This is a genomic window from Streptomyces sp. Ag82_O1-12, from assembly GCF_900182715.1.
In the GTDB taxonomy this organism is placed as follows: domain Bacteria; phylum Actinomycetota; class Actinomycetes; order Streptomycetales; family Streptomycetaceae; genus Streptomyces; species Streptomyces massasporeus.
The window spans coordinates 2035990-2048475 of record NZ_FXUW01000001.1 but is presented as its reverse complement, the minus strand read 5'-3'; the positions used below and the strand labels follow the sequence as shown (position 1 = coordinate 2048475).

At 72.4% G+C, this 12486-nt stretch carries 14 protein-coding genes; 7 read left to right on the top strand and 7 right to left on the bottom strand.

The genetic code is table 11. From position 1 onward, the window contains the following. Positions 1 to 257 precede the first annotated feature (257 nt). Positions 258 to 692 carry a hypothetical protein gene (locus tag QOL88_RS09470; RefSeq protein WP_097216002.1) on the bottom strand — a complete coding sequence of 145 codons (435 nt, stop codon included), beginning with the start codon at positions 690 to 692 and terminating at the stop codon, positions 258 to 260. Next, the gene (locus QOL88_RS09465; RefSeq protein WP_097216001.1) at positions 689 to 1387 is read right to left on the bottom strand and encodes an ATP-binding protein; all 699 of its coding nucleotides are present in this window, start codon (positions 1385 to 1387) and stop codon (positions 689 to 691) included. Before QOL88_RS09465 ends, QOL88_RS09470 begins: the two co-directional genes overlap by 4 nt. Before the next feature lie 243 nt (positions 1388 to 1630). Between QOL88_RS09465 and QOL88_RS09460 the strand changes: the two genes are divergently transcribed. The 3 genes from QOL88_RS09460 (at position 1631) to QOL88_RS09450 (ending at position 3637) form a co-directional block, all read left to right on the top strand. Then, positions 1631 to 2491, top strand: a complete 861-nt coding sequence (locus QOL88_RS09460) for a Sco1979 family transcriptional regulator (RefSeq protein ID WP_097216000.1) — start codon at positions 1631 to 1633, stop codon at positions 2489 to 2491. After that, positions 2492 to 2746 carry a DUF397 domain-containing protein gene (locus QOL88_RS09455; protein WP_097215999.1) on the top strand — a complete coding sequence of 85 codons (255 nt, stop codon included), beginning with the start codon at positions 2492 to 2494 and terminating at the stop codon, positions 2744 to 2746. It begins immediately after the preceding gene. 78 nt (positions 2747 to 2824) lie between these two features. Then, on the top strand, positions 2825 to 3637 hold the full coding sequence (locus tag QOL88_RS09450) for an SAM-dependent methyltransferase (protein ID WP_097215998.1): 813 nt from the start codon (positions 2825 to 2827) through the stop codon (positions 3635 to 3637). Between the two features lie 37 nt (positions 3638 to 3674). On the opposite strand, the gene pdxR is transcribed toward QOL88_RS09450, so the two are convergent. Then, the gene (gene pdxR, locus QOL88_RS09445) at positions 3675 to 5087 is read right to left on the bottom strand and encodes a MocR-like pyridoxine biosynthesis transcription factor PdxR (protein ID WP_097215997.1); all 1413 of its coding nucleotides are present in this window, start codon (positions 5085 to 5087) and stop codon (positions 3675 to 3677) included. 47 nt (positions 5088 to 5134) lie between these two features. Here pdxR and QOL88_RS09440 point away from each other — a divergent pair, with 47 nt between their 5' ends. Next, positions 5135 to 5620 (top strand): carboxymuconolactone decarboxylase family protein, encoded by a 486-nt coding sequence (locus tag QOL88_RS09440; RefSeq protein WP_097215996.1) that lies wholly within the window; start codon positions 5135 to 5137, stop codon positions 5618 to 5620. A 67-nt stretch (positions 5621 to 5687) separates the two neighbouring features. Here QOL88_RS09440 and QOL88_RS09435 read toward each other — a convergent pair whose 3' ends face one another. From QOL88_RS09435 to QOL88_RS09425, 3 genes are all read right to left on the bottom strand, one after another. Continuing rightward, the gene (locus QOL88_RS09435) at positions 5688 to 7178 is read right to left on the bottom strand and encodes a glutamate synthase subunit beta (protein ID WP_097215995.1); all 1491 of its coding nucleotides are present in this window, start codon (positions 7176 to 7178) and stop codon (positions 5688 to 5690) included. A 301-nt stretch (positions 7179 to 7479) separates the two neighbouring features. Continuing rightward, complete coding sequence (locus tag QOL88_RS09430) at positions 7480 to 7959, bottom strand: anthrone oxygenase family protein (protein ID WP_097215994.1); 480 nt, start codon at positions 7957 to 7959, stop codon at positions 7480 to 7482. A gap of 237 nt (positions 7960 to 8196) precedes the next feature. Continuing rightward, on the bottom strand, positions 8197 to 8895 hold the full coding sequence (locus QOL88_RS09425) for a DUF2293 domain-containing protein (protein ID WP_097215993.1): 699 nt from the start codon (positions 8893 to 8895) through the stop codon (positions 8197 to 8199). Between the two features lie 123 nt (positions 8896 to 9018). Between QOL88_RS09425 and QOL88_RS09420 the strand changes: the two genes are divergently transcribed. Both QOL88_RS09420 and QOL88_RS09415 read left to right on the top strand, forming a co-directional pair. Continuing rightward, a complete protein-coding gene (locus QOL88_RS09420) occupies positions 9019 to 9660 on the top strand; it encodes a nucleoside/nucleotide kinase family protein (RefSeq protein ID WP_097215992.1) in 642 nt (213 codons plus the stop codon). A gap of 140 nt (positions 9661 to 9800) precedes the next feature. Then, a complete protein-coding gene (locus QOL88_RS09415; protein WP_097215991.1) occupies positions 9801 to 10229 on the top strand; it encodes a CBS domain-containing protein in 429 nt (142 codons plus the stop codon). A 55-nt stretch (positions 10230 to 10284) separates the two neighbouring features. Here QOL88_RS09415 and QOL88_RS09410 read toward each other — a convergent pair whose 3' ends face one another. Then, complete coding sequence (locus QOL88_RS09410; RefSeq protein ID WP_097215990.1) at positions 10285 to 11412, bottom strand: magnesium and cobalt transport protein CorA; 1128 nt, start codon at positions 11410 to 11412, stop codon at positions 10285 to 10287. Positions 11413 to 11680: 268 nt separating this feature from the next. Here QOL88_RS09410 and QOL88_RS09405 point away from each other — a divergent pair, with 268 nt between their 5' ends. Beyond that, positions 11681 to 12472: a methyltransferase gene (locus QOL88_RS09405; RefSeq protein ID WP_097215989.1), complete on the top strand. Its 792-nt coding sequence runs from the start codon at positions 11681 to 11683 to the stop codon at positions 12470 to 12472. The last annotated feature ends 14 nt before the right edge of the window (positions 12473 to 12486 follow it).

Below are 12486 nucleotides of genomic sequence, written 5' to 3'. Positions count from 1 at the left end.
GTCGACCGACCTCCCCGTCCGGACCCGCACGTGAACGAACGGCCACTATCGCGGGGCGGGCGTCCGCCCGGGCAGGGCGCGGACCGGGGTGCCGGATGCGCGCGGGCGCACGACCTGACCGGGGGAGGTGCGGGGCGGCGCGGGGGTGTGGGGTGGTGCGGGAGCGGAGGGCCGCGCCGGGGGTGGATGCGGCTCTCGGGGCGGGGTGACGAGGGCCCGGCGTGCGAAGGCCGGTGGCACGTGGGGGCGGGTGCCGCCTACGCGCTGACCGGGCGTGACCAGGACGGGGCCGTTCCCGTCACGCGGCACAGCGCCAGATAGAGGGGGATCGGCGGGGTGTATGGAAGCGTGCCGTCCGGGCGGTGGATCAGTTCGGGGATCTCCAGCAGGTCCGGGACGACCGCGCCGGTGACGTACCGCGCCGGGGCGGGCCATTCCAGGGCGTGGTCGGAATCGGCCGGCACCAGCCACCACCAGTGCGCGTCGTCGGCGTAGACGCAGCCCACCCGGGGCAGCCGCGGCATGACCAGCGGGCCGACGCGGGCGGGGACGGCGATCGCGTCGCAGCCGAGCGGGGCGGTCATGCCGTCGGGCACGGGCAGCCGCAGGGCGGGGCCCGGCGTGCGCAGTCCGCGCCGGACGCGCACCAGCGTGTCCAGGTTCAGCACGCGGCCTCCCCGCACCATGCTCATGCGTGCCTCCGCTCTCGGTGGTGTCCCTGCGGGGGAACCTCCGGGGCGCCGCGCAGGTGGCGCGCCTGATGGGTTTCGTCCCCGTCGTCCGAGTCGTCGGACGGACCCCGCTTGGGGCGGGCGCCCCAGCCCAGGTCGCTCCGGGGCCCGGCCGGGCACTGCGCGGTGCCGGGGGCGTCCGAGGCGTCCGGGGTGTCCGGGGTGTCCGCCGTGCGTGGCAGCTCGGCCCAGACCAGCAGTCCGGGGCCGTTCTCATGGGCACCCCAGGAATGGCAGAGGGCGTCGACGAGGAGCAGGCCCCTCCCGTGCTCCTCCTCGGGCCGTGTCCGGCCGGCGGCGTGGGGCTGGCCCGGGGCGCAGCCTTCGTCGCGCACGGCTATCCGCACCCGGTCGTCGCCGTCGAGCAGCTCGCACACTATGTGGGTGCTCGCCGTGTGCACGATGGCGTTGGTGACCAGCTCGGACACCACCAGGGCCGCGCTGTCGCACGTGTCCTCGCACACCGACCAGCCCGTCAGCCGGGCCCGCGTCAGGCGTCTGGCCTGGGCGGGAGAACCCGGATGGGCGGCCAGCTCGAAACGGAACCGGCGCTCGGCAGCGGCCCCGAGGGGGGTCTCTCCCGGAGCGGCGCCAAGCCCGGGAGGGCTTGCGGCGGCGTCTGTTCCTAAGGGCGCGGACGGAATCACGCTTGCCACTATCGCCCCGCCGTGAACACTTGGCAAGTGTCACTCTGAAAATTGCAGAGTGCTGTGTGACGGTCTGGAAGGCCGTGGCACACTGCTCGCAACAGCACCCCGCGCGGCGCCAGTTGAGATCGTCGAAGATTCGTTCGAAACATTTGTTCGGATCGGTTCTTCGAAAGGGTCCTCGAATGGCGCCGCCGGGCTGTCGGCGTTCTTTTCCGGCCGGCTCGTCAGAACTCTTCGTGGAGGTGGAGCGTGAGTGAACCGCGGTCCGCGCCGACGGTCGGTCAGGTCGTACTCGGCCGACGTCTGTTGGACCTGAGGGAACGCGCGGGGATGAGGCGCGAGGAGGCCGCGCGCATCCTGCGCGTCGCCCCCGCCACGGTCCGGCGCATGGAGATGGCCGAGGTCGCGCTCAAAATCCCCTATCTGCAACTGCTCCTCAAGGCCTACGGAATCTCCGACGAGGAAGCCGAAGCCTTCGTCCAGCTGGCCGAGGACGCCAACAGGCCAGGCTGGTGGCAGCGTTTCCACGACATCCTGCCTGGCTGGTTCTCGATGTACGTGAGCCTCGAGGGCGCGGCCAGTGTCATCCGCAGTTACGAGCCCCATTTCGTCCCCGGGCTGCTGCAGACCGAGGACTACGCGCGCGGAGTGCTCCGGTCGGGCGCCATCGGCCAGACCCGGCCCGAGGACATCGAGCGCCATGTCGCCCTGCGCATGCGGCGCCAGGACCTGCTCACCCGTGAGGACGCTCCCCGGCTCTGGGTCGTGATGGACGAGACCGCGCTGCGGCGCCCGGCCGGTGGCCCGGAGGTGATGCGCGCCCAGATCGACAAACTGCTCGACGCCACGAAGCTGCCCAACGTGACGTTGCAGATCGCCCCGTTCGCCGGCGGGCCGCACCCGGGCACGTACGGGCCGTTCGTGCTGTTCCGATTCGCCGTGCCCGAACTGCCGGACATGGTCTACAGCGAGTACCTGACCGGCGCGGTCTATCTCGACGCGCGCACCGAGGTGGCGACCCACCTCGAGGTCATGGACCGCATGGCGGCGCAGGCCGCTACGGCACATCGCACGAAGGAGATCCTCCGGGATCTCCGCAAGGAGCTGTGAATGGATCGCATCAAGCCGCGCAAACAGGTCTACAACGGCATGCCCGCGCGCGACTTGGGCAGCGAAGGCTGGCACAAGCCGTGGAGCGGTGGAAACGGAGGCAACTGCCTGGAGGCGATGAAACTCGCCGACGGCCGGATCGCCCTCCGGCAGTCCACCGACCCGGACGGGCCGGCGCTGATCTACACCACCGACGAGATGACCGCCTTCATCGAAGGAGCCAAGGCAGGGGAGGCGGACTTCCTGCTGTCCTGACGTGATTGCCGTTTCTGTTGTTCGACTTCCTTGATTCGGTGCTGAATTGACCACCCTCTGTGCCTTACGGAGAGCCTCATGACCGGGCAGGACCCCATACCGGCCGTCCAGATCGACACGACCAGACCCCATCCCGCGCGGATGTACGACTGGTACCTCGGCGGAAAGGACAACTACCCGGTCGACGAGGAGATGGGCCGGCAGATGCTCACCCTCGACCCCCGGGTGCCGGTGATGGCGCGGGTCAACCGCGCGTTCATGCACCGGGCCACGCGCTGGCTGGCCGGCAGCGGCGTACGGCAGTTCCTGGACATCGGCACCGGTATCCCGACCGAGCCCAACCTCCACCAGGTCGCGCAGGAGACCGCGCCCGGGGCCCGGGTCGTCTACTGCGACAACGACCCCATCGTCCTGGCGCACGCGGCCGCACTGCTGCGCGGCACGGACGAGGGTGTGACCGAGTACCTCCAGGCCGACGTGCGCGACCCGGACGCCATCCTGGAGGGCGCGAAGAAGGTCCTGGACTTCACCCGGCCCGTCGCGCTGTCGCTCATCGCGCTGCTGCACTTCGTCTCCGACGAGGACGGCGCCCACGACCTGGTCCGCCGGCTGCTCGCCGAACTGCCCTCCGGCAGCTACCTGGTGATGACCCACGCGACCGCCGACTTCACCCCGGAGGAGTCGAAGGCGGCCACCGAGAAGCTGCGCGCCGCGGGCGTCACCCTCGCCCTGCGCTCCCGCGGGGAGTTCACCCGCTTCTTCGACGGCCTCGACCTCGTCGAGCCCGGCGTCGAGGTGCCGCACCACTGGCACCCCGAGCTGGGCGAGCCCGTGCCCGGCCAGGACGACGGGGTGATCCCGGGCTACGGGGCGGTCGGGCGGAAGGCCTAGGCCCCTCGGGGACCTCCAGGTGCCGCCTACGGGCCGGTCACGGCGGCGGCAGTGCGCCGCACAGCGCCTCCAGGGCCGGCCCGTAGGCGTGCTCGGAGGGGGTCGCGTACCCGACCACGAGACCGTCGTCCGCCGGCATCTCCGTCTCCGGGTGCCGGAACGCGGCGAGGCCGTCGAGGGCGATGCCCTGCCAGGCGGCGGCCTTGACCGCGGACGCCTCGGTGCCGGGCGGCAGCCGCAGCACCGCGTGCAGACCGGCCGCCACGCCGGTCACCTCGATGTGCGGCGCGTGCGCGGCCAGCGCCGCGACGAGCCGGTCCCGGCGGCTGCGATACCTCTGCCGCATCCGGCGTACGTGCCGGTCGTAAGATCCCGAGACGAGGAAGTCCGCCAGGCTCAGCTGATCGAGGACACTCACCCACGCCTCGCGCTCGCCCTTGGCGGCCAGGACGGCATCGACGTACCGCTCGGGGAGCACCATCCAGCCCAGCCGCACCGCCGGTGACAGGCTCTTGCTGACCGAGCCGATGTGGATCACGCGCTCGGGGTCGAGCCCCTGGACGGCGCCGACCGGCTTGCGGTCGTAACGGAACTCCCCGTCGTAGTCGTCCTCCAGGACCAGCCCGTCCCGCACCCCCGCCCAGTCGATCAGGGCGGCCCGGCGCCCGGGGTGCAGCGGTCCGCCGGTGGGGAACTGGTGCGCCGGCGTGAGCAGCACCGCCCGCTCGCGCCCCAACCGGTCGACCCGCGCCCCGTGTTCGTCGAGGGGGAGCGGCACGGTCCGCACACCGGCGGCGGCCAGGACCTCCCGGTGGAACCCGAGTCCGTACGCCTCCACCGCCAGGGGCCCGCGCAGGACGCCGCCTGAGAACAGCAGCCGCAGCGCGTGCGCGAAACCGGAGCAGATCACGATCCGGTCCGGTGCGGTCCGCACGCCACGCGCGCGTGCCAGGTACTCGGTGAGCGCCTCCCGCAGTTCCCGCCGGCCGGCGGGGTCGCCCGGCCCGAACACCTCGTTGGGCGCCTGCTGGAGGGCCCGCCGGTAGGAGGCCAGCCAGGCGGTGCGCGGGAACGCCGAGACGTCCGGCGTGCCCTGCATCAGGTCGTGCCGGGGGCCACGCGCGCGTGGGGGCGCCTTCTTCGGCACCCGGGCCGCCGGCCGCAGCGGCTCGGCCCGCTCCGCGACCCTGGTCCCCGAGCCCTGCCGGGCCGTGAGCCAGCCCTCGGCGACCAGCTCCGCGTACGCGTCCGCCACCGTGTTGCGGGCGACTCCGAGGTCCGCCGCGAGCGAGCGGTACGGCGGCAGCCGCGTGCCCGGAGCGAGCCGCCCGCTGCGCACGGCCTCGCGCAGCGCCCGGATCAGCGCCGCCCGTCTGCCGCCCGGCCCGGTCAGCTCCAGATGCAGGTCGGAACCGATCCGCTCCGCCGCATTGACCCAGGAATCAGCCATGGAAGTGCACCCTACAGTGGGTCTTTCCGGCTCGTAGGTTGAAGGGCATGACGACGAACACGAGCACGAACAGCGCCGATGTGACGCCGGCCCGGCTGGACTTCGGCAGGTCCGCCCCGAAGGCCTTCCGGGCCCTCATCGCCTTCGACGCCGCCGCCCGCGAGGGCCTCGACCCGGCCCTGGTCGAACTGATCCAGATCCGCTCCTCACACCTCAACCACTGCGCGTACTGCCTCCACATGCACACCAACGACGCCCGCAAGGCCGGCGAGAGCGAGGACCGGCTGCACATGGTCGCGGTGTGGCGCGAGGCCCGCCACTTCTTCACCGAGCGGGAGCAGGCGGCCCTCGCCCTCACCGACGCCATGACCCTCATCGCCGACGCCGGCGTCCCGGACGACGTCTACGCGCGGGCCGCCGCGCAGTTCGACGAGCGGGAGCTGGCCCAGGTCCTCGCCCTGATCTGCACGATCAACACGTGGAACCGAGTGGCGCTGTCCACGGGGAAGGTGGCGGGGACGGACGAGCGGTGACGTCCGTGGGAGCCCGGCGGCAGGGTGGACGAAGATATCGACGGATGGGCTGCCGTCGGCGGCGGCGCTACACCGCCATGGGCCGGTCGTGCGGCCCGATCGGGGCCGGCAGCCTCGAACTGCCCGTCAGATGACGGTCGACGGCCGCCGCCACCGCCCGCCCCTCGGCGATCGCCCACACGATGAGCGACTGCCCCCGGGCCGCGTCCCCCGCGGCGAACACCCCGGGCACGTTCGTGGCGAAACCGGAGTCCCGCGCGATCGTCCCGCGGGGCTCCATCTCCAGCCCCAGCTGGTCGACGAGCCCGTCCTCCCGGTCGGGCCCCAAGAAGCCGAGGGCGAGCAGCACGAGGTCGGCGGGGAGCGTCCGCCCCGTGCCCTCCACCGGGCTGCGCCGCGCGTCCACCTCGGTCAGGTGCAGCGACCGCACGTGCCCCTGCTCGTCACCGTCGAAGCGCAGCGTGGACGCCGCGAACAGCCGTGCGTCCGCGTCGGCGACCGGGGCGGTCCGCAGGTCACGGGCCTCTTCATGGGCGGCGGACAGCCGGTAGACCCGCATCGGGTACGTCGGCCAGGGCTCGGTGTCCTCGTCGCGCGCCGCGTCCGGCAGCGCGTAGATGTCCAGCTGGGTCACGGACGCGGCGCCCTCCCGGACGGCCGTGCCCAGGCAGTCCGCCCCGGTGTCGCCGCCGCCGACGATGACGACGTGCTTTCCCGCGGCCGACAGCGGAGAGCTCTCCAGATCACCTTCACGCACCCGGTTGGACAGCGGGAGATACTCCATCGCCTGGTGAATGCCCGTCAGCTCCCGTCCCGGCACCGGAAGTTCACGCCATGCCGTCGCCCCGGTGGCGAGCACCACGGCGTCGTAGCGGGTGCGCAGCTCGTCGGCCCCGATGTCCCGCCCGACCGCCGTCGACGTCCGGAACTTCGTCCCCTCGGCCCGCATCTGCTCCAAGCGCCGCTCCAGATGGCGCTTCTCCATCTTGAACTCGGGGATGCCGTACCGCATCAGCCCGCCGGGCCGGTCGTCCCGTTCGTACACGGCGACCGTGTGCCCGGCCCGCGTCAGCTGCTGGGCCGCGGCCAGTCCGGTGGGGCCCGAACCGATCACCGCCACCGTCCTGCCGGAGAGCCGCTCCGGAGGTCTCGGCGGTGCGAAGCCCTCCTCCCAGGCCCGGTCGGCGATCGCGCACTCGACGTTCTTGATGGTGACGGCCGGCTGGTTGATCGCCAGCACGCACCCCGCCTCGCACGGCGCCGGACACAACCGGCCGGTGAACTCCGGGAAGTTGTTCGTGGCGTGCAGCCGGTCGGCCGCCGCCCGCCAGTCCTCCCTGGACACCAGGTCGTTCCACTCGGGGATCAGGTTGCCCAGCGGGCAGGCGTCGTGGCAGAAGGGGATGCCGCAGTCCATGCAACGGTCGGCCTGCTTGCTGATGATCGGCAGCAGCGCCCCGGGGACGTAGACCTCGTCCCAGTCCCGCGCCCGTTCCTCCACCGGCCGGCGCGGCCAGTCCTGGCGGGGCGTGGTCATGAAACCCTTGGGATCGGCCATGGCCGTCTTCCTTGCGTGCGCGTGTGACAGGCCGTGCGTCGTCGGGCGGCGCTCTTGTCGTTCGTGGTGCGGCTCTCGTGCGGCCGCGTCCTCGTACTCGTGGTGCGGCGGTCTTTTCGCCACGATACGTCCGCCTCCGGGCCGGTGCCTGTCGCCGCGTGGCGCGGCCGTCAGAGGGGCGCCGGCACGTACGACAGCGCGGCCGTCAGGTGAGCGGCACGTACGAGAGCGCGGCCCTCAGGTGAGCGGCACGTACGACAGCGCGGCCCTCAGGTGAGCGCCGGCACGGACAGTGCGGCCGTCAGGTCAGCGCCAGCACGTACGACAGCGCCGCCCCGGCCGAGGCCGCCGTGCGGACGTGGTTCCACAGCGTCCACTCGCGCACATACGCCGGCCAGTACGCCGCCGCCTCCGGGGTGCCCGGCTCCAGCTCGGCCAGTGCGTCGTTGCGCGGCACGTTCGCGACCATGGTCAGCCCGAACGACCCGAACAGATACAGCGCGCTGCCCACCAGCAACGCCACGGTTCCCTCATCCGGCCACAGCACGAACGTCACCACGGCGATCACCGCGCACAGCACCGCCGACCCCAGGAACACGATCATGAACGGCGGCGTCACCGCGGCCACGTTGATCGCCTTCATCGCGGCCACCCCCTGCGCCGGCGGCAGCATGCCGAGGCCCCGCATCACGAAGGTCGAGAACCCGCAGAACACCCCGGCCACCAGTCCGGTCCCGAGGACACCCAGCACCGTCAGCACGAAGTACGGTCCGTCGATCATGTCCCTCTCCCGCCCGTCGAGCCGGGATCCTGCCCGGCACCCTTCCTCACCACAAGTGAATTCCCGTACGGGCACAGTGACCATGGCCGAGGGGCGCGGAGCCATGAGCAGACGTCCACGGTCCACCGAACGGCTCTCTCCGAGGGGCGCCGAAGGCCCCGGCGGCACCCGGCGGCACTCGGCGGCACCTTCGACGCCCATACGGCACCCGGCGGCTCCAGGCCCCGGGCCCTCGCGTCACCCCGCCGACCCGAGGCCCGCCTCGGTCCAGCCCCGCAGCACCGTCGCCACCGCCGCCGCGATCCGCCGCCGCGCCTCGTGTCTGGGCACGCCGCTCATCAGCAGCCGGTCGTACGGCGTGTCCAGATGCCGTACGGACGCCACGACCGCCGCGGTCACCGCGCCCTCGGACAACGCGCGCCCCGCCGCGCTACGGCCCACCCGCCCGCTGCCCCGCTCCGAGGCGTGCAGGGCGACGGCCCGCGCCCGGTCGGCCGGGCACCCGGGAAACAACCGGCGTATCTCCGCCGCGAACGCCTGCGCGAACAGGGCGTCCTGAGCCGCCCGCCGCCGCGCGTCCCGCACCCGGCGCCGCCGTCTCGCCTCGGCGTCCGCCAGACACCGCAGCTCGGCCCGCGCGAGCGCCTCCTCCTCGACCAGGACGCCCTGCCGCTCGTACCGGCTCTGGCGCCGGTTGAACCGCACGACCACCGCCGACAGCGTGCTCTCCTCCCTGGCCCTGCGGGTCAGCGCGGTGTCGCCGCTCGGCAGGAACACCAGATGCCCGAAGTCGGCGCAGTCGAGGCAGCGCGGGGCGCCGTCCTCGAGGATCAGCAGCGGCAGCGGCCCTCGCCGGCATTCGGCGCAGTACCGCCGCTTGAGGGGCTGGAAGACGAGAAGTCCGGTGAGGGGCGGGAGCGTCACACGGGGGGCCATACAAGGTTCATTCCCCCTGACAGCGGCGCGAACTACGCACTTCACGACAGACCCTGGCGACCCTGTCGCCGCCCCGGGGAGGCGTCCGCGGGTGGACCCTCTCCCGCCCCGGCCTGACGCATCATGGGCCGTGTGCGACTCGAAGCGATCACCTGGGAACGGCTCGGCGACCTGCTCGCCGAACGCCTGCTCGATCTGAAGCCCGCCGACGGCAGCCCCTGGCCGCGCATCGCCTTCGACGGCGCCCCGGCAGCCCGCCCGGGAGACCTCGCCCACCGGGTCTCGGAGGCGCTGCGCGTACGCGGCCGCTCCTCGCTCGTCGTCGGCACGGAGGGCTTCTGGCGCCCCGCGTCCGTACGGCTGGAGTACGGCCACCAGGACGTCGAGGCCTACTACAGCGGCTGGTACGACACCGGCGCCCTGTGGCGCGAGGTGTTCGGCCCGCTCGAGGCCGACGGCTCCGGTCGTGTCCTGCCCGACCTGTGGGACCCTGCCGCCGACCGTGCCACCCGCAGCCCCTACGCCGAACTCCCGCCCGGTGGCGTGCTGTTGCTGCATGGTCCCTTCCTCCTCAAGCACTGGTTCCCCTTCGATCTGAGCGTCCACGTCCTCCTCTCCCAGGGCGCCCTGCGCCGCCGCACCCCCGAGGCCGAGCACTGGACCCTCCCGGCATTCGAGCGCTACGCGCAGGAGACGGACCCGGTGGCGACGGCGGACGTCCTGGTGCGGGCCGACGATCCGCGCCATCCGGCGTGGGGCGGCTGAAGCGGGCCCGAGTTCACCGCCCGGGCGGCAGGCGCCCGGCTTCCATGTGCGGGCGTCCGGTCGCACGGCGAGAATTAGGGGCGCCGGGACTCGCGGTGCGTCCCGCTCCGCGCCGGCCGTCCGGCACCGGGAGGTACTCCATGACCACCGCCGGAGACATCATGCACCGCGGCGTGCAATGGATCCCCGCCCACGAAACCCTCGACCGCGCCGCCCAGCTCATGCGCGAGCTGAACGTCGGCGCCCTGCCCATCAGCGACGAGAACGAGCGGCTCTGCGGCATCCTCACCGACCGTGACATCGTCGTCGGCTGCGTCGCCATGGGCCACGACCCCGCCAGGATCACGGCGGGCGAGATGGCCAAGGGCACGCCCCGCTGGATCGACGCGGACGCCGATGTCGGCGAGGTGCTCCACGAGATGCGGGAGTACCAGATCCGCCGGCTGCCCGTGATCAAGGACAAGCGGCTCGTCGGCATGATCAGCGAAGCCGACCTGGCCCGGCATCTCGCGAAGGACCAGATCGCCTCCTGGGCGGAGAGCGTCTACGCCACGACCGCGATGCACTGACCCCGCGGGTCACTTCGCCCGCGCCCCACCGGTTCTGTGCGGGGCGCCGCCCGTGTCAGAGCCAGCCGCTGCGCCGGAACCCCCGGTACAGCGCGAGACACGCCACGGATATCACGCCGATGACCATGCCGTAGCCGTACTGCCAGTGCAGCTCCGGCATGTGGTCGAAGTTCATGCCGTAGACCCCGCAGACCATCGTCGGCACGGCGACGATCGCGGCCCAGGCCGTGATCTTCCGCATGTCCTCGTTCTGCGCGACCGTGACCTGGGCGAGGTGCGCCTGGAGGATGGAGTTGAGCAGTTCGTCGAAGGCGGCGATCTGCTCCTTGGCCCGCAGAAGATGGTCCGAGACGTCGCGGAAGTACGCCTGTATCTCCGGGTCGACCGCCCGGATCGGCCGGGTGGCGAGATCCTCGAGCGGCCGGCTGAGCGGCACCACCGCCCGCTTCAGCTCGAGCAGTTCACGCTTGAGCTGGTAGATACGCCCCGGGTCGGCCCGCGCGCCGGTCTCCGAGAACACGTCGGTCTCGACCTGGTCGATGTCCGCCTGCACCGCGTCCGTGACCGTGAGGTAGTCGTCGACCACGTGGTCCGCGAGCGCGTGCAACACCGCCGACGGGCCCTTGGCGAGCTGACCGGGATCGGACTCCAGCTCCTCGCGCAGCGGGCCCAGTGAGCCGTGCCGGCCGTGCCGCACCGTGATCACGAAGTCCGCGCCGACGAACACCATGATCTCGCCGGTGTTCACCACCTCGCTGGTGGCCGTCAGCTCCTCGTGCTCGACGTAACAGACCGTCTTGAAGACCGCGAAGAGCGTCTCGCCGTAGCGCTCCAGCTTGGGACGCTGATGGGCCTCGATCGCGTCCTCGACGGCCAGCGGGTGCAGGTCGAAGAGCTCGGCGACGCCGGCGAACTCCTGGTCGGTGGGCTCGTGCAGACCGAGCCAGACGAAGCCCTCCCGGCTCTTGCGCACCCGCTCCACGGTGTCCACCAGATCGCCGCGCTCGGGGGTGCGGACACCCTCCCGGTACGTCACGCAGTTCACCACCGAGGAGCCCAGCGGGGAGCGGGCCGGGTGACTCAGGTCGACGCGCGGGCGCCGCCGGGCCAGCCGAGCCACTTTGCGCAGACCGCCGACCCCGCCGAGGCTCGTGACCTTCCGCAGATTCCCTGCCATGGACATCCGGATCTCCTTGCGTGGAACCCATCGCGCCGTTCCTGTGCCGTGGCGCGCCAGTCTGCCAGGCCTGCGTGAGCTGCGGGTAAGCCTGTGGATACGCCCCATTCCGCTTGGTTCCCGGCTGTGGACGAACCACGGCGCCGACACCGTGCCCTGCCCCATCGACGCATGCCGGTGCCGGACGGTTCTCCGTACGGACGCGTCCGACGCGCTTCTCCGTGCCGGAGCGTCGACCGGTACGGATAAGTCGGACAACTGGGATGATCGCGGCATGACGCGAACCGACGGGTACCTCCTGGACAACCGGCAGACCGCGGCGGCAGAGCACTTCAGCGCCTTCGCCGCCCTCTTCGACCCCACGACCTTCCGGCACCTCGAAGAGCTCGGCGTCGGATCCGGCTGGCGATGCTGGGAGGTCGGCGCCGGCACCACCGTGGTGTCCTGGCTGGCCAAGAAGGTCGGCCCGACCGGCCGCGTCGTCGCGACCGACACCGACACCGCCCGGCTCGCCTCCGCCGCCCGGCCGCCCGTCGAGGTGCGGGCCCACGACCTCGGCGGGCAGGAGCCGCCCGGGGAGGGCTTCGACCTGGTGCACGCCCGCCTCGCCCTCGCCCACGTCACCGACCGCGAACGGGCCTTGCGCTCCATGGTCAAGGCTCTGCGCCCCGGAGGCCGGCTCCTCGTCGAGGACGCCGACCCCGGGCTCCAGCCGCTCCTCTGCCCCGACGAGCACGGCCCCGAGCAGCAGCTCGCGAACCGGCTGCGGCACGGCTTCCGCAGACTGCTCGCCGATCGCGGGACCGACCTGCCGTGCGGCCGCACTCTGCCGCGCCTGCTCCGGGACGCCGGGCTGACCCGGGTCCACGCCGACGCCTACTTCCCCCTCGCCTCCCCGGCCTGCGCGGCTCTGGAGTCGGTCACGATCCGCCAGATCCGCGACCAGCTCGTCACCGCCGGCCTGGCCACGGACCAGGACATCGACCGGCACCTCGAGAACGTCACGTCCGGCGCGCTCGATCTGACGACGGCACCGATGATCTCGGCGTGGGGGCGCAAGCAGTAGTCGGTGCCCCGGGC